Raw genomic sequence first — 21654 nt, 5'->3', positions numbered from 1 at the left:
CTGATAGAGGTCGTACACCTCCTGGTAGTTTACTTTTTCTTTTGCCATAATCTTTGTTAGTAATTGGTTATGGCGCAAAGATATGCTGGGTTGCGATGCGTGTCAAGGCGGAAAATAGAATGGTTACCCTTTCCAAGTATCGGGAGAATTTACAAGAGGTTATAAGGAGCTTTGTGTTAATACTCAATTTAGAGCATATCCTTTTTATAAGGCAACAGAATGGATGCCTTATAAAAAATATTATCAAATTCGATTGATTTTTAACTATTGGCATACAGCCAAGTCTATATTTTGCAGTGACAGACTCAAAAAAATCTCTGCAACCGTTAAAATTCCGGTAAAAAATTTGCCTAGATAATCCCCTGTGAACCTGCCTTGCAGCTTCACTGTGCTGATTATGTATGATATACAGCGGTAATCTCCGCTCCATCATCACTTCCGAAATGCAGGGAGTTCTTGCGTTTGGGCGTAAAGAGACAGACCGCCCGCTCCGCCAGATAGTATTTTGGAACCCTAATTTGAGCGCTTATCCTTTTTTTGACTACTTACGGAGCTAACATCTCAATATAGAAATCTCAAAAAACAATCAATTCATCAATTTTAATCAATAAATTACGAGTTGGTTCCAGCAACGGTGCGACATCTTCTCTTGTAAAATCAAAAAAATCATTATAATCACCGGTGATGCGATTCTGCAAAAGGCGGGAATACAACCGTCCTTCATCTTTAGTCAAGAACCCTTTTGACACGAAATTTTGTCCTAATTGCCCTACAACACCATTATGGGTACGCGCATTAATACCACGGCTCATCAGCAATGCGGAAGCCATATAAAAACAAGCATAATACAAACGCTGAATGGCAAGATTCCAATGCTTCGTGTCAATCATGTCTTCTGCCTCCTTCAACGTATTATAAGCTTTTTCTTTACGATAAGCCACTACAGCCTCTATTTCTTCTTTAGCCAAACTCATATCAATTGTATTCCTTCAGTCTTTACGTTATGGAAAAAAGGTGTAAAATGATATTTCAACCAATCTTTTAAAGTATATAAAACAGGACTTATGCATTCATTTTTCAACCATCCCAGTTCCACCAACGGATAAGATATAGTATCGTAATCACTATCTTCTATCTTTGGTTTATCAAGCAAAATCAGTACATCCCAATCTGAATCAGCACGTGCATCCCCCCTGGCTTGAGACCCATATAGAAAAGCATGACCACCCGCAGGAAGAGCTCCTTGCAAAGTTTCCTTTATCAACTTTAATACATCTGTTTTTCGAGAATCCATGATACTGCTTTAGTTGTTTCCTAAACACAAAGATAATATTCTATACCGAAATATCCTAATCATATATCAATAAAGTGTAAAGATTCCACATAACACCTCATGACATCATCCGCTACTCAATAAAAACACATATTCAATAATACAACCAGATTAAGATTATTCAAACTCAAAGCAAGGCAGATATAAATAGTTTTATCCATAAATATATATGTGATTATTTAATGATCAGACTTCGAGCTCCTTACGTAGTGGGGAATAAAAAGAAAGGAAACGGCTTTATAAATCCTTTCCAGATATCTGGACAATTTACTCATAAATGTTTCCATGACCGGGATACAGACTGCAGTCCTTTGTTAATTCCGTGATACGTTCTTTCGAGATCCGTGCATCTTCCCTATCGCTATTAGGGAATGAGGCAATGACTTTAACATCCGGGATATATGAATCACCCGAAAAAACATTGTTCTCGACTTTATAGGTAAGGCAGCTTTTATCATGTCCGGGAGTTTCAAACACTTCCACGAAAATTCCCGGAAATATTTCCACTTTATCATTCTCATGTAAAACCGTCACATTATCTCCCATCCATATTACAGAATCATTGTGATAACGGGAAAAATTAAGTTTATCCGAACCTAAAGCCTCCTTACCGAAAGAGGAAGTGTAAACTGTGCAATCAGGATACAATCGTAATAAATCTTTTATACCATAAATATGGTCGTAATGAGTATGAGTCAGAAACAAAGCTTGTACCGTTCCGCACTTTTCCTGAACAAACTGCTTTATAGGGGTAATATCTCCAATATCTATCAATACATGCCCATCTTTCCCCTCAACAGACAGTATATAAGCATTGGAGGTGAAAACAGAATTGACAATCTGATGGATGTTCATTTCAGTTATGACCGTTGAAAGCCTCAGTGGTAGCATTACCTTCCTTATTGATCCCTTCTCTAACGAACACTTTCTTTATGGTTAGCATAATAATCTTCACGTCCAGCCAGAAAGAAATATGATCCACGTACCACACATCCAGTTCAAACTTACGTTTCCAACTGATATCATTCCGTCCGTTTACCTGTGCCCACCCCGTAATTCCCGGACGTACTTCATGGCGACGGAACTGTTCCTCTGAATATAAAGGAAGATACTTCGGCAATAAAGGACGGGGACCAACTAATGCCATATCCCCCTTTAATACATTTATTAGTTGTGGCAATTCATCTATGGAAAGGGAACGGACTATTTTCCCAATCTTTGTCAGACGTTCAGCATCCGGCAACAAATTTCCCTCTGAATCCCGCTCATCTGTCATTGTCTTAAACTTTATGGCTTTGAATATCCGGGCATTTTTTCCAGGGCGCTCCTGGGTGAAAAAGACACCGGCACCCTTATTGGTGAAATGGAGGAAAATTATCAGAAGAAGTAATATGGGCCAGATAACAAGCAATGCACACAATACAATAAGAAAATCTATCGCACGTTTTAATCCGTTCTTATACATAATCTACAATTCAATTAACGGTTGTTTATTCCAATCTATTGACTCAGCAGCCTGCTGTACATTACAGAATGAATAATTTCCCAATAAAGTATCCAATTTATTCAACGCTCCTCCTTTACCAATGTTCGTCTTTACATAACGGATTATACGGTTCTTTAATGTACCAGGTTCTCTATAATATTCTTCAAACTCCTGTTTAGTCATGAACTTTGAACTCTGCTCAATTAAATCATTGATATGAAAATAGAACATCACATAATCCATGCGACTAATAAGTTCCTTATGTAACCACAATGGCACTAGTCTGAAATAGCCGCCACCCGAAAACGGCACCGCTTTTCCCATTAATCTGGCAGGACAAACTGGCAACTCCTTAATCGTATAATTGTTCTTTTTAACCAACGAAGGTATAATCGAACTAAACTGGGGAAATCCTCCCAAATCCCGACTAGCTGGGAAAACAGAACAATCATATTCTATCCCATTTTCTGCCAATACTTCAAATGCCCAGTCATTATTTTTCCCTATTGAGAAAGCCGGCGCACGGAAACTGCTTACTTTTTTGCCTATCAGATTCTCGATTTCTTGCACAGCAATACGTGTATCTTCTGCAAATTCCTGTCTAGTCATCTTGTTTATCCACAGATGCCGATTTGAATGACTACCTACTTCGTGACCATTATCAGAAATTCTTTTCAATACCTCTGGAAACTCTACAGCTAATTGACCCACACAGAAGAATGTTGCTTTGGAATTACTTTTATCAAGTATATTCAAAATCCAATCAAACAACTTATCATACTGACGATATTTCTCTTTTCGTCCACCCTTAAAGTGCCTTTCAATATACCATTCTTCAATATCAAAAGATAATATATTCATTTTATCATCTTAATTATATTAAATCATAATCAGCAAGGCTTACTTCCCAATTTTCAACATCAAATATCCTCTCATCTATCAAATCGTAATCAAATATAGTACCTACAAAATGAAACTTTTTAGGTTCTAATTTCTCCGGCACCTTTATCAGAGTCATTGGTGTAAAAGGAAGATACCCGACATACATGATCATATCAAGGAATTGTGTACTACAATGTTTGTATACAGTTCTCACAGCCCAATCGAAGTTTTTCTTCGACAAAGGATATACATCCAATAAAAAAGCTGTTTTTATCCCTTCATAATCCATTACACGATAGACTCCATGCATTCCTTTATTCTCTATAAAAGAATATTTAGGGGTTTTCCCCTTCTTTTCTAAATATCTGAACTTATTGAAAGACATTCGCTCTTTATGAACAAGAGGTCTGCTGACTTTAGTTGAGAAAGAAAGCACAGAGAAGTACAGCCACAATTCTGCAAAAAATACAGATAGAAAATTTAATTGTCGAAATTGCTTTTTAATACTACCAATTCTAATTGGTAATATATAAGTAGATAGATTTCCAATATCCTTTCTTTTTAGTCCTTTTTTCTGAATCGGATAAGCGTTAGCATTGGGAAAACCCATCAAAAAGGAACATTTCTCATTTTCTACAATATATTTTTGACTTTCTCTGATTAAGCGTTCATATGTAAAAAAATTACGATATTCTTTCTTAATCATAGTACCAGCCCCATAAGCAAATAATGTTTTTATCCCATTAAAAACATAATAATAAGGAACCAGATTATGACTACCAATTACTACATTGTTCTCATCTTTCAATAAAGCATGAATAGAATAACCTAAAGGAGTTTGAATATATCGATTCCGAAAAGACTCAACAGTCATTGAATGCTTAGGGAATATTTCATGAAACAAGATACAAACTTGTTCCATTTCATTTTCCGCCAGTTCTGTTGTTTTTTTTAAAATGATTTGGTTCATTACAATTATTATTGTATAGTGTAACCGCCATCTACCACAATGTTTTGCCCTGTAATCCAACGGGCAGCATTACTCAACAGAAAGGTACAAACATTAGACACATCATTTACCGTACCTACTCCCAAAGGAAAACCAGACAGTCTTTTTTGTTTGTTTTCCTCTGACAAAGAACTTAAATATTTGTTCATCATTGGAGTTAAAACTGTACCAGGTGAAACACAATTAACAGTCATCTGTTTAGCCGCCAATTCAAGAGCTATCGGCTTCACTGCAGCAACCATAGCACCTTTCGAAGCTGCATATGCAGTTACTCCTAATCTTCCGATGACAGATGCAATAGAAGATATCAGAACAAAATGGCAACCTGTATTTTTATATTTTATAGAGGATATACATTTTATCAGTTCAAAAGCACTCAAAGCATTTATTCGCCATACTTCCTCATAATCCTGTGGTAGCAAAAATTTCAAAGGTATAGTCTTCTCAATCCCTGCCCCATGAATCAGCCCATCAATATGTATATAACTATTATGGATTTGTTCAACCAACTCTGCAATACCATTCAGATTTCCTAAATCATAGCAGATAGCAGTATGAGCATCCCCTGTCATTTGAATTAAAGTTTCATTTAATCTTGTTTCATTTCTGCCAACAAGAATAACACGAGCTCCCATATTACTACAATCTATAGCACATTGAGCTCCAATTCCTGACGAGGCACCGGTGACAAGAACTACTTTTCCTTCTAAAGAAAATGGACTATGTTTCATAACAAATCAAATTTCCACAATATCACTTATATAACAATCACTCATTGATACAATACCAGTAGCCCAAGTCATTCCAACTCCAAAAGCACTCAGTAATATTGTATGATTTCCTATAAGTTTATCTTTCAATTCAGAAACAATAGTCAGCGGCACAGACACAGATGAAACATTTCCAAACTTACTAATAGTTGAAGGAACCTTATTAACATCAATTTTCAATTTGCTTACAAGATAAGAATTCATAAAATTATTTGCCTGATGAAATATATAATAATCCATAGCTTGAATATTCATCTCAGCAAATTCTAATGTTGCCTTAATATCATTAGGTATTTCACGAATAACAAAATTAAATACATCCCCTCCCTTCATGTATCCTTGTTCATCTGTTCTGATATTACCATATTCGTCCACAACTTTCTCTTTTACAGTTTCCGAAGAACTAGGAATTCGATAACCACCCGCATTTATCTTTATTAAAGATTCACGAGAACCATCAGAATTTAAAGAAAAAAATGATTTACCATATTTCTCACCTTTTTCTATTATTGCTGCAACTCCACCATCACCAAATAAGAACGCTGTTTTCCGGTCTTTAGGAGAGTAAACTTTCGACCTAGTCTCACCATCTAACAATAGCACTTTACGTATATTAGGTTGCTGTGCATATGAATAAGCCACTGTCAAACCATATATAAATGCAGAGCAACCTAAACTTATATCAAATGCAATTGTCTTATGCGACAATCCCAAACGTTCCTGCAATATTACTGAAGTGGCTGGCATACGATAATCCGGAGTCTGAGAAATAAATATCAACATATCAATCTCTGATTTATCAATATTCATGTCGCTTATCAAACGTTCTGCCGCAGCAAAACATAAATCTGAGCTACAAGTCTTATCATCAACAAAGCGACGTTCCACAATACCAATCTTATCAACAACCTCTTTTACTTCTGCCTGTGAGAAAAACTCAGTATATTCATAGTTGTGAATAATACGTCGAGGGACGCAAGCAGACATACCGGAAACACCGACTCCCTCAAATTGCAAAAAGCCCATAATTACTTATTTATATAATTAAATATATCTTCTACAGTTTCCAACTTATTGAAATCATCTTCATCAATAGCAGCATCATACTCTCTATCCAACATCATGATTATTGACAAATGGACTAAAGAACTCCATTCTTCAATATCTCTAAAACGAGTCTCATAAGTTATTTTTCCAGGTTCTGTTTCTTCAAACTGTTCCGCAAACTTTACTATAAAATCATTCCTATCCATAATATGTTTATAAAATAATTAATATATACTTTCATATTTTCAATACAAAACAATGTGCACCATCATATTACCAAGTCTACATCGACTTAAAATCAGCATTTTTACCATTTATTATCATAGTATTAGGTACACACATTGGCTTTGTCTTCATCCACATGGTTCCCCATGTTAATCCTAAACCAAATGAAGACATTAATAATGTAGTCTCTTTCGACATTAATTGTTCCCGAAGTCGTGTCACCATTAATGAAGGAATCGAAGCACCTCCCAAATTACCAAATTCTTCCAAGTTATAAGGAACCTTTTCCTGAGGAAGTTTTAGCTTCTTAACAATACGGTCAACAATCATTTTATTAGCTTGGTGAATCAAGAAATAATCAATATCCGTATCGCGATTAATATTATAATCTATCAAAAATTTCTCTACAGATTTGGGAGGACGGGATATTGCAAACGAGAAGACATTCATCCCATTTATCAGAGTATGAATAGGAGCACGAACAATACCATTACCGAAATCCTCGTATTCAAAGGAAGCAGGTGTAGCCGGATGGCGAAAACCACCGTGAGGGGTCATCAAAGCTTCATATCCCTTACCGTAGGTATGAAAATCAACTACAATATCATTGGCAGTCTCATCATATTCCAAAGCTATGGCTGTACCACAGTCACCGAATAAAGGTACACGGCTTTTGTCTTTCATAGACCCCATCCGCAAAGCCGTATCACCTACAAGCAACAAGGCACGCTTTACATTACCTGTCGCCAACAAGTTACCGGCAACTGTTATGGCATACATACACCCACAACAACCCATTGGAATATCCATACAAAAACAATTTTCCGACAAGCCAAGCCTGTCTTGCAATATGCAGGAAGTAGGAGGAGTACGATAATCACCCGTAACAGACTCAAACAGCAATACATCAATACTGTCCTTCTCCCAACCCAGCTCTTCAAGCAGTTTTTCGGCAGCAGCTTGGCACATATCCGAGGCACACATTGTGTCCGGAGCGATATGCCTTTCTTTTATACCGACTGTATTATCGAATACATCAGCTTCCTCTTGGGAAAGAAGTCCCAGTTCTGAAGTTTTTACCACATTCTCAGGAACAGCCATAGCCACTCCCTTCATCCCGACATTCTTAATTTCCCATCTTGCCATAGTGAAACCCGTTAGAGTTCAACATCATACTTTTTCAAGATTTCACGTCCCTTACCATAGGAAGTGAATTCCATAATATCTTCCGGATCGAACATCACATCAAAAGACTCTTCCAACAAAGCAATGATATTCAACTGGTGAACAGAGTCCCATGATTCAACGTTCTCTTTCGAAAAATCATCATTCAGTACAGAGCTATCCACACCAAACACCTCAACAAAAGCATCATTGTATTTTTCAATATTCGTCATTACATTCTCTATTTTTATAAATTCAACTTACTATATAATATCTTTCCGGCTTCATTCTTAGGAATACTATCTATTATTCTTACTTCAAAAGCCGACGCCACAAGTCTGGTCTTTTCTACCAATATTTCCTTTACCGCAGTCACATATTTATCATCGGTCAGGTAAACAATCATCTTTTCATCCGTACCCACACAGGCACACTCTATCGGGCATTTACCTCTAATTATCTGTTCACACTCATCCAATCCGATACGCATTCCATACAGTTTTAAGAAGCGTCCCATACGACCTACAATGAAATAACACCCGTCTTCATCCCGATAGGCAAGGTCACCTGTACGCATAAAACCGTTACGCTCATCACCCAGCAATAAATCCTCGCGCTTACGAGCATACCCCATCGTTACATTTTTGCCGCGATAACACATCTCACCCTCCATATTCGGCAATTCTATTACAGAACCATCACTGTCTATCAATGACAATTCTGCATTCGGAACCGCACGTCCTATACTACCACACTTTGAAATCGCATACTCCGGTGGAAGATAAGCCATACGGGCAGTACCTTCCGACTGTCCATAAGTGGCAATCCAACGTTTCCCGTTATCACGGCAATATTCTGCAAATTTCAAATTCAACTGACGTGGCATTTTTCCGCCTCCTTGAGTAAGCAGTGTCAAATCAGGAAAGTCCATACGGAAAAAACGCATCAGATTTAATATCTCAAAACTATAAGGAACACCCGTAAAACTGGTGGCATGCTGTTCTTTCATAAAAATCCAGAAAGCTTTGTCGGTCATACTTTGATTAGTTATCAACACAGTAGCTCCAACATAAAGATGACTGAATACCACTGATAGCCCCATAGTATAATATAATGGAAGGACAAGCAAAGGGCGATCATTGGAAGTCAGGCCAAAGAAAGTAGAGATATTTAAGGCCGCTGCTTCTATATTGCTATATTTATGCCGCACCAACTTAGGACTACCTGTTGAACCGGAAGTAGGTAGAAGATGAGATAAATCAGGATGCATCGCACAATATTCCATTCCTGTACGCAAGAGGATATAGCCATAATATTCACACACCATTTCATAATGCAGGTCAACTGCCATCAACGAGGGCACACAAACATAAGAAGGACGATAAATATCAAGTAGATTATGAAGAAGTTCCTTTTCAATATGCGCATTCAATATTAAAGGGACATTGCCGGAATTAATACAACCTATACTCCAGGCTATACCCCCGACATTATTTTCTGTCAATAAGAATAATAAAGAACGACAGGGAAGAACGGCAGATATGTTCTCGGAAAAATCCAACAACTCACCATACTTCAAAGTATTCCCCAAAGCATCAACTGCAGCAAACGCATCCTGCGGTTGCTTATTTAAATTCAATATCATTTGATTTGTTTTATTCTAAATGGAAGCACAACCATCGACTCCCAATATCTGACCTGAAATATAAGAAGAACGGTCTGAAGCAAGAAAAGCACAAGCATTAGCAACATCTTCAGGAGTTCCCAAGCGTCCTAAAGCAATCTTTTGAATACGAGTATCGATTTTTTCACCGCTTTCTTCATAAAGCTCTGAAAAGCGTTCCGTTTTGACAATACCCGGTGCAACAGCATTCACACGAATACCCAAAGGAGCCAATTCTTTAGCTGCAGATTTAGTAAAAGACATGATTGCTCCTTTGGTTGCAGAGTAAGCAGACTGTCCCGGCGAACCTAGTACAGCCGTTACCGATGCTATGTTTACAATAGAGCCGCGGTGATTGCGAGCCATCAAACGAGAAACCAGCTGAATCATTTCAATTACAGCTATTACATTAACACGGAACATCAATTCTGTTTCCGGACGCAATATCATACCGATTTTCTTATTAAATACCACACCCGCATTGTTAATCAATACATCAATACGACCTTCTTGTTTGAATACGGACATAAAGGCTGATTTTACAGCTGTAGCATCCGTCACATCAAAATATAAAGGAAGCACACGGGTATTATTATCTTCTGAGCAAGCCCTCGCCCATTCATCCATAACTCCTTCAGCACGGTCACAAGCATAAACTGTTGCACCATCCGAAGCAAAACATTCAGCTATAGATTTACCGATACCTTGTGCGGCACCGGTAACAATACATATCTTATTATATAAAAGCCTTTCCATACAAATTATTTCAGACTACGGCCACCATCAATTACCAAGTTAGTACCAGTAACCCATGCAGAAGCATCGGAAAGCAAATAAATTATGGCATAAGCCACTTCTTCCGGCTTGCCATAGCGCTTCATTGGATATTGTTCAATGTCTTTAGTTACATCTTCCTCTGATAGCAAACGATTAGAAATCAAAGAAGTATTGATTCTTCCTGGCTGTACAGCATTACATCGAATCCCTTTCCCTGCCAATTCCAAGGCAGCATATCTCATATAAGTGCTCAAAGCACTCTTTGAAGTTCCATAAATACCATTTGCAGGTGCCACATTATTATAACCAGAAATTGATGCAGTAAAGACCACTGAAGATGAATTTCTCAGTTTTTTTTTCTTCACCAACAATTTCAGTAACAACATAGGAACAAAACAATTCATCTGAAATACTTCGTTTAGTACATCCAAAGAATAGAACTGCAATGGTAACATTTTCCCTATTCCCGCATTGCAAACAAAACCATCCAATACGGGTAATTGAGCCACCAATTTCTCACAGGATTCTTCTATTCTTAAATCAGCAACCAGCATTAAATGTTCTTTATTTGAATCAGATAGCAATTCTTTAGTTTCTTGCAAAGCAGTCTCATTCCTACCTGTCAGAACTAAAGTTGCTCCCAGCTTCGAACATTCAATGGCAGTAGCTCGTCCGATACCGGATGAAGCTCCTGTAATTAGTACAGTCTTCCCTTCTAAAGAAAAAGGATTACACATTACAAACGGGAAGATACCAAATTATACAAATCACCAATAGTTACCTGCTGTTTCATATCATCACCAGTAACAATGACATCATATTCCTCATCAATCATTGTAATAATCAATAAAGCAATCAGCGATGTGTAACCATCTAACTCGCGAAATTTAGTTGCAAAATTTAGTTGTTCTACATCCACATCATCAAATTGCTCAGCAAATTTTTCAATAAAGTCTACCAATTCCATTTTATTTTTTATTTATATTAATCTTTTAGCGGGATTCCCCATAACAGTAGTACCAGCTTTAACTCTGCGTATAACAAAACTACAAGCGCCAACATGAGCATTATCTTCTACAACAACTCCATGATTTAACACGGAAGAAGTATAAATATCTACCTCATTTCCAACAACCGTACCACCTACACAAGTGACATGTGTATCAATACGATTCCAATCACCCAAACGAACATCATGCCCCACTACTGTATAAGATTGTATCATATTATAATCACCTATCACAGCATCGGCACCAATGCTTGTATAAGCACCGATAATATTTCCTTCACCCAATCTTACATTAGAACCAATTCTAGCTGTATGATGGATTAAGGAAATAAAATGCCCTCCTCTATTAATAATTTCACTCATACATTTTTTACGGGCATTTCCACCTATAGAGCAGACAAAAACATCATCGTTCTGTGGTATATAAGTACTTATTTTGTCTATTACCGGAGGATAATTCTGAAAGTCATCCAATGCGGATAAATTGTCATCAATAAAACCTTTAACGACAAATTCTGTTGCAAAGCCTAAGCTTTCACGCGCCATATCATATAGAGTACGGCCCATACCACCGGCAGCAATGATAATCAATTGTCTCATAATGAATGTTTTTCTATGGCACACTCAAACACATCTATTAATTGAGTAGCAATTACAGAAGGAGAAAATCTATCAAAACAGTCTTGAGAAATTTTCTGATTGTCATATTCACCTATTGTATAATACATTTTTTTCATTGCATCAGACAAGGAGTTTACATCTTCAATAGGTACTAATAAGCCATTGTTATCATCAATACATTCTTTTATCCCGCCACATAAAGTTGCTATTACAGGTAAACCAACAGCTAAGGCTTCTAATACAGAAACCGAAAAATTCTCACTTCGTGAAGGAAGGATAAATGCTGAGCTATTATTTAATAGTTGAACTATCTCACTTTTTGTTTTCCGACCAACCAAAAAAATATTATTAGAAAGGCCTAACTGGTCTATTCTATCTTGTAACCTTCCTCTTTCTTCTCCTTCTCCAATTATTGTTAAATATATTTTCTCATCAATATTATGCATTATAGAAAAAGCTTCTATCAATAAATCAAATCCTTTTCCATATACAAGACTACCTATAGAAGAAAAATTAAAAACTTCAGTTTTTTTTCTATTCTGAGTAGCTTGAAAAAAAATACTATTGACTAAATTATGCACAACAAAACTATCTCTTTCAAAATGATATAATATTCTTTGCTTTAGCGTTTGTGACACTGTTATAATTTCCTCTGCGTTAGAATAAGCATAAAGAGCCATCTTTCTTGTTATAGAATCAAGCTTATCTGCATTGAAACGTCCAGCATGTTCTATCCCGACTAATGGAATATCATATTTTCTTTGTAAACAAACCGCAATAGCTGTATTAAAAAAGAATTGCCCATATATTACATCCGGCCTACCGTGTATTTTTTCTATTTTCTTATATAGTCGTTGCATCTGCATTTCTTTGACAAATAGGTTGTAATGTCCAAAAATCAAACGTGTAATAGCACCAGGAATCCAAAAAATATTATAATAATCAATTCCAGCTTTTCGATAGTGTGTAATCCCTATTTTTCTTTTCCTCCATAAAAAACGATTATCAACACTTAGTACAACAACTTTATTCCCATTATTACACAATGCTTCCGCTTGATCTTGTTCAAAACACCCCCATTGTGGGTCTTCTTTAGTAGGATATCCACGAGCAATCATCAATATATACATAATCTTAAAATATTTTGATTATAGATTGATATTGTTTCCACAAACCACGATTGTGCAATTGCTGAAAATCATGATCAGCATTATCATTGCCTTCTATCAATAAAAAGCGACCTCCACTTTGTATTACAATATCCCAACCTATATATCGAACACTTGGAATATGTCTTGCCGCACGTTCAACAAAAGTTTTACACTCCTCCCAATATGGAATTTGAGCACCTATTATTTGCTTTCCTGTAATCGGATGTACTATATAAGTATTATTATGTGCATCATAACCAATTGTATCTATAATTCCTGTTTCTATATTTATATTTGCACCAATCCCACCAAAATGAAAATTATCAATATTGTTTTTTTTATTTCCCATTCGTAAACGAGCATTCATAATATAAACTTTATCATTTATCGTATCATAAACCGTTACTATACGTATTGTATTAATCGACCAAGGATGAAAGTTTGCAAGTTCACTAATTTGGGTTATTTGCTCTTCTGCAATATAATGAGAATCTGTATCTGAAATCAGTTTATTATACAAATCTTTTGCATTCAATTTCTCCGTCTCTATTTTACGAGTACCTATCCCCCTATATCCATTAATTTCTTTAATAAAAATAACAGGATATTTATGACAAAATGAAACAAACTGCGTCTCATCAACATTATTTATATCAATCCAATCACGTCCCAAAAACTCTTTAAATAATTTATTAAATTTATTTTTTTCCCGACACAAACATCTATCCGAAACTTTATTGCATTTATTTTGTATGACATGATAACGCCTATAAGTTATATACTCTTTTCTTCCATTATATCTAAGCTTGTAAAAGTTATAAGCAAAATAATCACTAATAGAAGCTCCATGAATTATGAAAGCAAAAACATAATCGGTCATATAAAAAAGTTTCTGTACAAAAGAGATTTCTGTTCCGACATAAATTAATCTCATTTCGCGAAATCGTGTACTGATTTTCTTTAGATTCATAATATTCAATTACTCTATAATTATTATTAGCACTCAATTTAGGGTATCCCCCTTTGTCTAGGCGCTTCTGCGAGTGCCTATATATTGAGTTGTTAAATTTTCAGCTTATTCATTAACTATTAGCATGTTGCCAATCCTATTTTGTCTGGTCGCAGACTGAAAAAGCCCTGCAACCATTAAAGATATTAACAAAAAAATCCCAAGATAATCCCATTTCGGCCGACCTTGCATCTTCACAGTACTAATGATGCTGTGGTAAGTGGCAGCCATCTTCGCTCCTTCATCACTGCCCAAATGAAGCATTGAATTTCTCTGTGTTGTGAAAGGATGGACTGCACGCTCGGCAACATTGTGTCTATCGGATAACCGCCATCCTTTGTGTAAGCAAAGATATTGTTCCAAAATGTATCCAGATAAATGTAACATTTTTTATAGCAGTCATACTTGCGCACCTTACACCACGTCTCGTCGCAATTCACGATGGAGTCTTTCTCCAAAGCAACTTCCTTCAATGACTCCACAAGCTGGTCAAGATAAACCTTGCCTTTCTCACATAATGAACTATCTCGAAGCGTTTCTCAACAAGGCTCATCTCCAAATGAAAAACTGAGACCATCTTCCTACCAAGAATACGTCCAAGTACTTTCGCATCATCTGACTTATACACTTCAGCCAGTCCATTAACACCCATAGTCCTATAGGTCTCAGGACGGTTGGACAAGTCACGTTCTTTCTTTGGAGAATCTTCTTCCTTCGAAGATGTCTGATTCTTGGATACGGAATTGTCGGAAGTGAGTCGGATGTAGCGTCAAAATCCTCCTCGTCCTTACCACGGTCCGACTCTTCGCCTTTTGCCGATTCTTTCTTCCTGACACTCTATTTCTTGTCACCAAAGCGGTTCTTATCGGCAAACTGCAACTTCGCTGTAAGGTCTGACACTTTACACTTCTAGACTTCTGAAGCCAATTTCCTTTTAAGCTCTTCAACGCATGACAACACTTCATCCAGTTTGGACAAGCGTTCGGCATTGCCCCCGTCTAGTACTGGAAATAGAATCTTTCCAAATCTTCGCTGCTGTACATAAATCTCAAATTTTAGTTCAGTCGTGAAAATATACATTTCTAAGTTAAGCCCTAATTTGAGTGCTTACGTTTTGACGCTCGTTGAACTACCAATGCATAACTCCTAAGCAGTATGTAGATAAAGATTGAACTTGAAATACCTGAAAGCAATGAGCCACGCGGGGCAAAAAACACCGTTGACAGATAACTAAAGACTAAAATGAACAGCAATAAACTGAACTGCCCATGTTTTTCAAGAAATGCAGTATCCAACTTTCGAAGCAATATTCCTATCAAGAATAACAACAATAATGTAACCGAGAAACCCACATCGCACAGCAACTCACCTACACACGAAGATCCCAATCCCCTATCAGCTGCATCATAGTCCGTCACGATTTTCGCTAAATAGTAATAATTCAAATCTATCCCTATCATCTGAGACAACACTGGGGTCAATCCAGGAATAGCACCTACGATAGAGAGCAACAGGAACAAACCTCCATAGACATTGCCAGTATTCCACCAATAATAATAAATATCGTAGGTATACATGCTGAATGACAGTTCACGGGTTGGAACAAACAAAGATGCATTTTCATTATACGATTGATAGAAATCATATCCCCGAGAAATGGCCTCCATTATATTCACACCTTCATAATGACTAAAAGTCAATCCCCCCATAATCTTGAATAGACTAAAAAACAATCCGCCTACGATAACCAATATAAAAGCATAGAAAAACGGAATATCCTTCTTGGAGAGAATAAAATATCCACAAAAAAAGAATAAAATCAAAGTAATGGAAACCGCTCTGCCTCCTGCTGTAAACCAAAGGATAACAATGGAGAAATAAAGAATAACAAAAGACAAAGGAAACAGGTTGAGATAGGACTTAATACTGTCAATCCGCTTTTCATCCTTAAAATGATTCCAAACCACCATTACTGTTACTATCTTTAGGCATAACTGAAGATAATTGAAAAAACGAGCTCCAGAATCATCATCAATTGTCGACCCATCTCCTTCGGCTCCATATCCCCCCATAAAAAATGAGAATCCCATCCGCAGTATAAAAAGAAAAAAACAGACCCAAGCTAAGACGACAAACGGCCATACATACGGAAAGCAGACTCTATTAGTCAAGGTAGGCAACCGCTTAGGGACAGATAGCAGAGAGTACCCCAACAAAAACAGCGACAGGCATAAAGCTGAAAAATTAAGTGCTCCACAGAATATATCTGTCCTATATATCCAAGTCATGCTCACATTGTAACCCAAAAGGTAGTCTAATGGATATTGGAAATATACAATGACATAGAACACCACGAATAAGTTTCGAATAGAAACTACCCGTCTATCAAACTTTGTAATATAACATCCATAATAGTGAACAGACAGCAGGCCAAGCACTCCGACCAATACACTACATATATATCCTATGTCCAGATAGTCTGGGGCAAAGAACTGAAGCAATAAAAAATAAAGAGAAAAACAAGCTTGTAAATATGTATAAACAGAAACTATTCCCATTCTCCAAGTTATTTACGCAACTTATCAAACAACGAAATCCACTGTTTGGCCACACTGGAAGCGTCAAAACGCTTGATAGAGATTAATGCTTCACTACTGAGTTCCTTACGCAAAGTTTCATTATCCATCAAATTATCTAAAGATGAAGCCATTGATTGGATATCACCATCAGGTATTATTATGCCATCCTTACCATTTGATATAATTTCACTAACCACGCCTCTAATGTTGAAGGAAACACATGCACACCCTTGAGACATCGCCTCCATCAGCGACATAGGGAATCCCTCAATCCTTGATGACAGCACAAATATTGAGGTCTCCTGTAAAGCCCTTTGTACATCACTGATAAATCCTAAAAAATGAACTGAATCGGAAACGCCCTTATCAATAGCCATTTTCTTCAGTTTTTCCAATGATTCATACGAGCCAGTTCCTGCAATCTGCAATGTCCAATCCGGGTGTTTTGAAGCAATTAATGCCCACGCTTCTATCAACAAGTCAAATCCTTTTACTTGCCACACATCCAACCGCCCCATAGCGGTTATCGTCTTTTTTCTCAGCTTCTTCTCGCTCAGCACATCAAAGGTTAGGGGATTGTACATCACCACTTTATTGGGGTATTTATTCCCCAATAAGCGATAATCCATTTGGGTGAGAATGGTCAGCACATCGGCAAAGCCATATAGATGATGTCGGATAAAGTTAAAGCGCATCAAGTCGTTAGGCCAAAAAGAAGTGTGGTCGGATGCCACAAAATGCACTCCAGTACCCCATGTTGCCATACGAGCAAGCAAATAGAATGGGGGCATTACAGCTACTGCAACATCTGGCTTCTCTTTTCTAACAAATTTCCTTGCCGTCCGCCACACATAGAGTTGGCGCAATCCCCATGGCAACTTTTTATATCTCCCCCCGTAAATATTCAAAATTTCAACCTCCTCTTCCAAGGGGTAGCTACCCTTGGCTGGATTTGTTGCAACCAACACAGTATGTCCCAGTTTAACAAATTCATTGCATAGGATAGCCGTAACGCGTTCGGCACCGCCACCTATCATGGCAGGAATATAAAATAATATCTTCATCTAAATTTCTTTCTTAGCAACCTATACACTTTGGCCTTTTCCTCGCTACTAAAGCCCAACATAAAGATAGTAGTCCCTATCACAGAAAGTTGTATCAATATTTGGATAATAAAATTCATGTCACCTAATATCTTCAACAGGAATAGAGATTCACACACAACAACAATAGAAGCCAGCAATACAACGGATAAGACACATTTACAGTATAGATAGATATCCATTAAAGAACTTCGTTTTAAAAGCCAAAGTATATTGATGTAATTGACAATCTCCACAACGAACATGATAATAAAAACTGATGTAACGGAGAACCCCATGCATAAAGCAATATAAGAAATTAGCAAAGTTAAAATCAATATGACAAACTCAATCAGTTGGTATGATTTCAACTTTCCTGAAGCTTTGAACACCAAATTTACGGGAAAGTGCAATGCCCTGAAAAACATATAAAGTAGAATCCATTGCAAAAAGAGAACTGCATATTCAGGCACTTGTCCCAGCCAAAATCCTATAACATCACTGGTATAAAAAAATAAAGGAATAGCCATCATCAAATAAATGAAAGTCACAATGCGTGTGTACAGGCTCATCAGATAAGAAAAATCCTCTTTTTTCCCCTCCGAATACAAAGTGATGCCTTGTGGATCAACTGCAACGACAATATTCCTCAAAATAGTATTCAACGCATTCTTTACTTGATATACAATGCCGCGCGCTGCATTAACGCTTGTACCACCAAACATATTCAACAATATATTGACACCTTCGTGAGAGATGGAATATGCAAAATTGCCTAAGAAATTCCAGGCAGCAAAAGATGACATTTCCTTCACCAATCTAAAGTCTGATATTTTCACAATCTTGCACTCTGGAAAACTCTTTTTACAATATGCCATATTAATAAAGCGCATGATTAAGGAAACGATAAAAATCAGAACTACATAAAGTTTCAATTTATCACAATCCCAATAAATCAAGAAAAATACGACCAGCAAACGAAGAATTCCGTCAAGCACAGATACATAAGCATAAAAATTCATTTTTTCGTTTGCTATAATGAGCGCATCGTAAGGAACGGTCATTATCAACGCAATAGACGATAAAACGGAAAAATGTAGCACCCAATATGCAACACTAATACGCTCTGGCTCGACCACCAACTTTTCGGAGATGAACCATATTCCAATCAATTCTACAAGTATAATAAACAAGAGAGAGATAGCCAGATGAATATATACTCCAATAGTAAATATTTCCTGAATTCTTTTTAACCCTTCACTTACCTTCTCATAATTAATAAAACGCTGAATAGCGGTAGAGAAGAGAGTCCTTAATGAGGAGAACAAAAGCACAAACCCTCCAATTACATTGTATAGGCCATAATCATTCACCCCCAATTCAGATAATAACACCCTTGATGTATAAAACATTACAACAAGCAGAACCAGCATACGAACATATAAGAACAATACGTTTTTCGACAATCTTTTCAGATTCATAACAAAAAGAGAGAATTAATGGAAGAACCATTTGATTTTACAAAGCAAGCACTCTGGAAGTCAAAAAACAAATGATATTCTTAGGAATCAGTGGTAATACTGGGTGAGATTAATCACTAGTCTTGGATTTTTCTTCATGACCTATTTCAGGAGCACCATTAATCTGGACTTCAACTACTTTTTTCCGAGTATCTTTGAACCATTTCAGAAAGATGTTATAAGGAACTTTGTTCTTAACACAAAATGATTGGAGGGATTCTCCATGAGGCAAAGCCTCAGTCTGGTATTGAAAGCAAAACTTTTCAAAATCTTCACTGCTATACATAAATCCTAAAATTTTTGTTCGCAGCGAAGATAGAACTTTCAATCAATAGCCATTTTTTGACAGCTTACAGTCATACGTCCTGTTTTATCTTTTATCCCACCAAATATCTCTCTACACTCCTTGTTTCCTTATTGAAATTCACCCCTATCTTCACCAAACGTTTCCCGTCCAGCGTATAAGGAATCAGATAACCTTTCTCATCAATCTGCTGCAACGCCTCCTCGGCACTTCCATTCAGTTTAAACTCAAAAATATAAATGGTATCTTTCGTCTTCACCACGGCATCGGCACGACCGCGCGCACTGCGCACTTCCGTTTCAACAAATTGTCCCATCAAAGTGAAAACCACATAAAAAAACAGCTTGATAATGACGTTCGGTATTATCACTTAAATCGTATGGCATACCGGCAAAGAACATACCAGAAAATTCAAGAAACTATAGCGTACTTCATCATTTGGAAAACCCAAAGTGTACAACAAAACATCCCTATCATAATCTTTGATGGTCAGATAACCGCTCTGGTAAATCATGGGAAGCGGATTCTTTACTTCTGACGATATTCAAAAAAAGCGAAAGTCGTCCCCCCCCTCAATCAGAAGGCACAAATCATAATAACTCTCTTTCAACGGTTCAGAAAATAAGGAGTGGAATTGAATGCTATCTTATAGAGTATTGCAGTTTTATTCACATAAAGATAATTTTCTTCAAAGAGAAATTCTATTTACACATTATCTATTCCACTTCCTCCCACGGATAAGGATTCTCCATCACATTCTGAAACTCATCAACAGCCTCCTGCTGTTCGGCAGTCAGCAATGGAGCATCCCAAGAGGCAATGATGGAACGGGCTTCCTCAACCAAAGGCTCATCGAAAACCTCTCCATAGCAAGCAGTGAGCAGACGAAGTTTCAACAAGGAAGCGGGAAGAGTATCAAGAACATCCCAACAACGGTTCAGAACCTCCTGCACATGCTGCTGTTTCTCACCGTGGTCGACAAACGAGGCGCTGTAACCCATCAAAAGAGCGAGACAAACATTGGCCTGTTCCTCCACTGTAGTGCCCCAGGTGCCGGAATTATACAAAGTTGTGGTCAAGCGATAGACTTCGCCATTACGACGTGACAAGTCGTCACTATAGATGGGACTACCGTCCATGCCCAAATACATCAAGTCGTGCGCGGCACGCTGAAGAACGATTGTTTCTTCTAAAAGAGACATATTATTTCAGATTTATGATTTTAGATTCTAAAGAGGAAAAAAGATACTTCGCCACATCCTACATAGTAATCGTTATTTGATCACTTCTATAAGGTCCGGATGGATGGTGGCCATGGCTACGGCAATGACGCCTTGTATCTCTATAACCACACGGCGGTCACGTGCGCCCTTCACTTTCAGAAAAACGCCCTCCTGACCTGCAAAGTCACCACCCGTAATACGGACTCTAGTTCCTCTCGACAGATTCAACTCTTCGGGCTGGAAGTAAAGCAAATGGTCGTTATAGGTTCCGGCAACGGCGATGAAGCGTTGCATCTCATGGTCGGGGACGACTATCTTCTGACCACTGCGGGTATCGGTGATATATTGCAAATAAGTAATTTGAGACTTTACACGCTGTACGTCGGAAGGACGTGCATGAACAAAGACCAGATTACGGATGACAGGAACCAAAGCACGGACTTTCTTACCCTTACGGATACTTACCTTATATTGCATGGGGACAAAACAGCCGAGGTTCTCCTTCTCGAGAAGATGCACCGCATCAAGCTCCCTGCGGTATGTGGCACGCATGGCATGCCAGACTTCAATCTCGTTATCCGTTCCCATTTTCGCCGCTTTGTTCATAAAAAGGTGTTCCTCTGGGGCTTTGAATACTCGGTATATACCTGGTATCCAATCACTTGCGAGCACCTTATGTAAAATACGGCAAGCATTGTGCCCTTCTTGCCAACAGATTTTTTGCAGTTCTTCATTACCTTCCGGTAAAAAACTATAAACGAACGGATTACAAGAAAAAAGCGTTTTTTAAACGTTCGTTT

General features: G+C 37.4%; 24 protein-coding genes and 2 pseudogenes. All 26 read right to left on the bottom strand.

The window, feature by feature from the left end; genetic code table 11:
• Positions 1 to 575 precede the first annotated feature (575 nt).
• Positions 576 to 974: a HEPN domain-containing protein gene (locus tag HU824_RS16500; protein ID WP_136011276.1), complete on the bottom strand. Its 399-nt coding sequence runs from the start codon at positions 972 to 974 to the stop codon at positions 576 to 578.
• Entirely contained in the window at positions 971 to 1294 is a 324-nt protein-coding gene (locus HU824_RS16495; protein ID WP_176469426.1) for a nucleotidyltransferase domain-containing protein, read from the bottom strand. The genes HU824_RS16500 and HU824_RS16495 overlap by 4 nt, the downstream gene beginning before the upstream one ends.
• 306 nt (positions 1295 to 1600) lie before the next feature.
• A complete protein-coding gene (locus tag HU824_RS16490; protein ID WP_176469425.1) occupies positions 1601 to 2188 on the bottom strand; it encodes an MBL fold metallo-hydrolase in 588 nt (195 codons plus the stop codon).
• Position 2189: 1 nt separating this feature from the next.
• The gene (locus HU824_RS16485) at positions 2190 to 2798 is read right to left on the bottom strand and encodes a sugar transferase (RefSeq protein WP_176469424.1); all 609 of its coding nucleotides are present in this window, start codon (positions 2796 to 2798) and stop codon (positions 2190 to 2192) included.
• Between the two features lie 3 nt (positions 2799 to 2801).
• Positions 2802 to 3680, bottom strand: a complete 879-nt coding sequence (locus HU824_RS16480) for a polysaccharide deacetylase family protein (RefSeq protein WP_176469423.1) — start codon at positions 3678 to 3680, stop codon at positions 2802 to 2804.
• Between the two features lie 13 nt (positions 3681 to 3693).
• A complete protein-coding gene (locus HU824_RS16475) occupies positions 3694 to 4671 on the bottom strand; it encodes a GNAT family N-acetyltransferase (RefSeq protein WP_176469422.1) in 978 nt (325 codons plus the stop codon).
• Between the two features lie 8 nt (positions 4672 to 4679).
• Entirely contained in the window at positions 4680 to 5441 is a 762-nt protein-coding gene (locus tag HU824_RS16470) for an SDR family NAD(P)-dependent oxidoreductase (protein ID WP_176469421.1), read from the bottom strand.
• A gap of 6 nt (positions 5442 to 5447) precedes the next feature.
• On the bottom strand, positions 5448 to 6506 hold the full coding sequence (locus tag HU824_RS16465; protein ID WP_176469420.1) for a 3-oxoacyl-ACP synthase III family protein: 1059 nt from the start codon (positions 6504 to 6506) through the stop codon (positions 5448 to 5450).
• Positions 6507 to 6508: 2 nt separating this feature from the next.
• Positions 6509 to 6733, bottom strand: a complete 225-nt coding sequence (locus tag HU824_RS16460) for an acyl carrier protein (RefSeq protein WP_029328360.1) — start codon at positions 6731 to 6733, stop codon at positions 6509 to 6511.
• Between the two features lie 76 nt (positions 6734 to 6809).
• A complete protein-coding gene (locus tag HU824_RS16455; RefSeq protein ID WP_176469419.1) occupies positions 6810 to 7898 on the bottom strand; it encodes a 3-oxoacyl-ACP synthase III family protein in 1089 nt (362 codons plus the stop codon).
• Between the two features lie 11 nt (positions 7899 to 7909).
• Entirely contained in the window at positions 7910 to 8149 is a 240-nt protein-coding gene (locus HU824_RS16450) for an acyl carrier protein (RefSeq protein ID WP_117988831.1), read from the bottom strand.
• A gap of 14 nt (positions 8150 to 8163) precedes the next feature.
• On the bottom strand, positions 8164 to 9561 hold the full coding sequence (locus tag HU824_RS16445; protein ID WP_176469418.1) for an AMP-binding protein: 1398 nt from the start codon (positions 9559 to 9561) through the stop codon (positions 8164 to 8166).
• A 15-nt stretch (positions 9562 to 9576) separates the two neighbouring features.
• The gene (locus HU824_RS16440) at positions 9577 to 10335 is read right to left on the bottom strand and encodes an SDR family NAD(P)-dependent oxidoreductase (protein ID WP_176469417.1); all 759 of its coding nucleotides are present in this window, start codon (positions 10333 to 10335) and stop codon (positions 9577 to 9579) included.
• Between the two features lie 5 nt (positions 10336 to 10340).
• Complete coding sequence (locus HU824_RS16435) at positions 10341 to 11093, bottom strand: SDR family NAD(P)-dependent oxidoreductase (RefSeq protein ID WP_176469416.1); 753 nt, start codon at positions 11091 to 11093, stop codon at positions 10341 to 10343.
• Positions 11093 to 11323: a phosphopantetheine-binding protein gene (locus HU824_RS16430; RefSeq protein WP_176469415.1), complete on the bottom strand. Its 231-nt coding sequence runs from the start codon at positions 11321 to 11323 to the stop codon at positions 11093 to 11095. The genes HU824_RS16435 and HU824_RS16430 overlap by 1 nt, the downstream gene beginning before the upstream one ends.
• A 12-nt stretch (positions 11324 to 11335) precedes the next feature.
• Positions 11336 to 11965: an acetyltransferase gene (locus tag HU824_RS16425; RefSeq protein ID WP_176469414.1), complete on the bottom strand. Its 630-nt coding sequence runs from the start codon at positions 11963 to 11965 to the stop codon at positions 11336 to 11338.
• Positions 11962 to 13116, bottom strand: a complete 1155-nt coding sequence (locus HU824_RS16420; RefSeq protein WP_176469413.1) for a glycosyltransferase family 4 protein — start codon at positions 13114 to 13116, stop codon at positions 11962 to 11964. The genes HU824_RS16425 and HU824_RS16420 overlap by 4 nt, the downstream gene beginning before the upstream one ends.
• Positions 13117 to 13120: 4 nt before the next feature.
• Entirely contained in the window at positions 13121 to 14017 is an 897-nt protein-coding gene (locus HU824_RS16415; RefSeq protein WP_255260547.1) for a sugar-transfer associated ATP-grasp domain-containing protein, read from the bottom strand.
• 323 nt (positions 14018 to 14340) lie between these two features.
• The gene (locus HU824_RS16410) at positions 14341 to 14628 is read right to left on the bottom strand and encodes a hypothetical protein (protein ID WP_176469411.1); all 288 of its coding nucleotides are present in this window, start codon (positions 14626 to 14628) and stop codon (positions 14341 to 14343) included.
• A 612-nt stretch (positions 14629 to 15240) separates the two neighbouring features.
• Positions 15241 to 16704 carry an O-antigen polysaccharide polymerase Wzy gene (wzy, locus tag HU824_RS16405; protein ID WP_176469410.1) on the bottom strand — a complete coding sequence of 488 codons (1464 nt, stop codon included), beginning with the start codon at positions 16702 to 16704 and terminating at the stop codon, positions 15241 to 15243.
• A gap of 8 nt (positions 16705 to 16712) precedes the next feature.
• A complete protein-coding gene (locus HU824_RS16400; RefSeq protein WP_176469409.1) occupies positions 16713 to 17789 on the bottom strand; it encodes a glycosyltransferase family 4 protein in 1077 nt (358 codons plus the stop codon).
• The gene (locus HU824_RS16395; RefSeq protein ID WP_176469408.1) at positions 17786 to 19288 is read right to left on the bottom strand and encodes a lipopolysaccharide biosynthesis protein; all 1503 of its coding nucleotides are present in this window, start codon (positions 19286 to 19288) and stop codon (positions 17786 to 17788) included. Before HU824_RS16395 ends, HU824_RS16400 begins: the two co-directional genes overlap by 4 nt.
• Positions 19289 to 19412: 124 nt before the next feature.
• Positions 19413 to 19613, bottom strand: a pseudogene (locus HU824_RS16390) (hypothetical protein); the annotation flags it as partial.
• A gap of 91 nt (positions 19614 to 19704) precedes the next feature.
• Positions 19705 to 20247: pseudogene (locus HU824_RS16385) on the bottom strand (PD-(D/E)XK nuclease domain-containing protein); the annotation flags it as partial.
• Positions 20248 to 20347: 100 nt separating this feature from the next.
• Positions 20348 to 20833, bottom strand: coding sequence for a UpxZ family transcription anti-terminator antagonist (locus HU824_RS16380; RefSeq protein ID WP_176469406.1), 486 nt, complete (start codon positions 20831 to 20833; stop codon positions 20348 to 20350).
• A gap of 72 nt (positions 20834 to 20905) precedes the next feature.
• A complete protein-coding gene (locus HU824_RS16375; protein ID WP_136011296.1) occupies positions 20906 to 21442 on the bottom strand; it encodes a UpxY family transcription antiterminator in 537 nt (178 codons plus the stop codon).
• Between the last annotated feature and the right edge of the window lie 212 nt (positions 21443 to 21654).

It is taken from the genome of Bacteroides sp. L10-4, assembly GCF_013373675.1.
GTDB lineage: Bacteria > Bacteroidota > Bacteroidia > Bacteroidales > Bacteroidaceae > Bacteroides > Bacteroides muris.
This window is presented reverse-complemented; position numbering and strand designations above follow the sequence as displayed.

Excerpts from the sequence above, each read along its gene's own strand:
- HU824_RS16395 (WP_176469408.1), bottom strand. The coding sequence starts at position 19,288 with ATGAATCTGAAAAGATTGTCGAAAAACGTATTGTTCTTATATGTTCGT.
- HU824_RS16445 (WP_176469418.1), bottom strand. The coding sequence starts at position 9,561 with ATGATATTGAATTTAAATAAGCAACCGCAGGATGCGTTTGCTGCAGTT.
- HU824_RS16480 (WP_176469423.1), bottom strand. The coding sequence starts at position 3,680 with ATGAATATATTATCTTTTGATATTGAAGAATGGTATATTGAAAGGCAC.
- HU824_RS16425 (WP_176469414.1), bottom strand. The coding sequence starts at position 11,965 with ATGAGACAATTGATTATCATTGCTGCCGGTGGTATGGGCCGTACTCTA.
- HU824_RS16380 (WP_176469406.1), bottom strand. The coding sequence starts at position 20,833 with ATGTCTCTTTTAGAAGAAACAATCGTTCTTCAGCGTGCCGCGCACGAC.
- HU824_RS16375 (WP_136011296.1), bottom strand. The coding sequence starts at position 21,442 with ATGGGAACGGATAACGAGATTGAAGTCTGGCATGCCATGCGTGCCACA.
- HU824_RS16465 (WP_176469420.1), bottom strand. The coding sequence starts at position 6,506 with ATGGGCTTTTTGCAATTTGAGGGAGTCGGTGTTTCCGGTATGTCTGCT.
- HU824_RS16490 (WP_176469425.1), bottom strand. The coding sequence starts at position 2,188 with ATGAACATCCATCAGATTGTCAATTCTGTTTTCACCTCCAATGCTTAT.
- HU824_RS16450 (WP_117988831.1), bottom strand. The coding sequence starts at position 8,149 with ATGACGAATATTGAAAAATACAATGATGCTTTTGTTGAGGTGTTTGGT.
- HU824_RS16435 (WP_176469416.1), bottom strand. The coding sequence starts at position 11,093 with ATGTGTAATCCTTTTTCTTTAGAAGGGAAGACTGTACTAATTACAGGA.
- HU824_RS16495 (WP_176469426.1), bottom strand. The coding sequence starts at position 1,294 with ATGGATTCTCGAAAAACAGATGTATTAAAGTTGATAAAGGAAACTTTG.
- HU824_RS16500 (WP_136011276.1), bottom strand. The coding sequence starts at position 974 with ATGAGTTTGGCTAAAGAAGAAATAGAGGCTGTAGTGGCTTATCGTAAA.
- HU824_RS16475 (WP_176469422.1), bottom strand. The coding sequence starts at position 4,671 with ATGAACCAAATCATTTTAAAAAAAACAACAGAACTGGCGGAAAATGAA.
- HU824_RS16455 (WP_176469419.1), bottom strand. The coding sequence starts at position 7,898 with ATGGCAAGATGGGAAATTAAGAATGTCGGGATGAAGGGAGTGGCTATG.
- HU824_RS16485 (WP_176469424.1), bottom strand. The coding sequence starts at position 2,798 with ATGTATAAGAACGGATTAAAACGTGCGATAGATTTTCTTATTGTATTG.
- HU824_RS16415 (WP_255260547.1), bottom strand. The coding sequence starts at position 14,017 with ATGACCGATTATGTTTTTGCTTTCATAATTCATGGAGCTTCTATTAGT.
- HU824_RS16430 (WP_176469415.1), bottom strand. The coding sequence starts at position 11,323 with ATGGAATTGGTAGACTTTATTGAAAAATTTGCTGAGCAATTTGATGAT.
- HU824_RS16400 (WP_176469409.1), bottom strand. The coding sequence starts at position 17,789 with ATGAAGATATTATTTTATATTCCTGCCATGATAGGTGGCGGTGCCGAA.
- HU824_RS16420 (WP_176469413.1), bottom strand. The coding sequence starts at position 13,116 with ATGTATATATTGATGATTGCTCGTGGATATCCTACTAAAGAAGACCCA.
- HU824_RS16460 (WP_029328360.1), bottom strand. The coding sequence starts at position 6,733 with ATGGATAGGAATGATTTTATAGTAAAGTTTGCGGAACAGTTTGAAGAA.
- HU824_RS16440 (WP_176469417.1), bottom strand. The coding sequence starts at position 10,335 with ATGGAAAGGCTTTTATATAATAAGATATGTATTGTTACCGGTGCCGCA.
- HU824_RS16470 (WP_176469421.1), bottom strand. The coding sequence starts at position 5,441 with ATGAAACATAGTCCATTTTCTTTAGAAGGAAAAGTAGTTCTTGTCACC.
- wzy (WP_176469410.1), bottom strand. The coding sequence starts at position 16,704 with ATGGGAATAGTTTCTGTTTATACATATTTACAAGCTTGTTTTTCTCTT.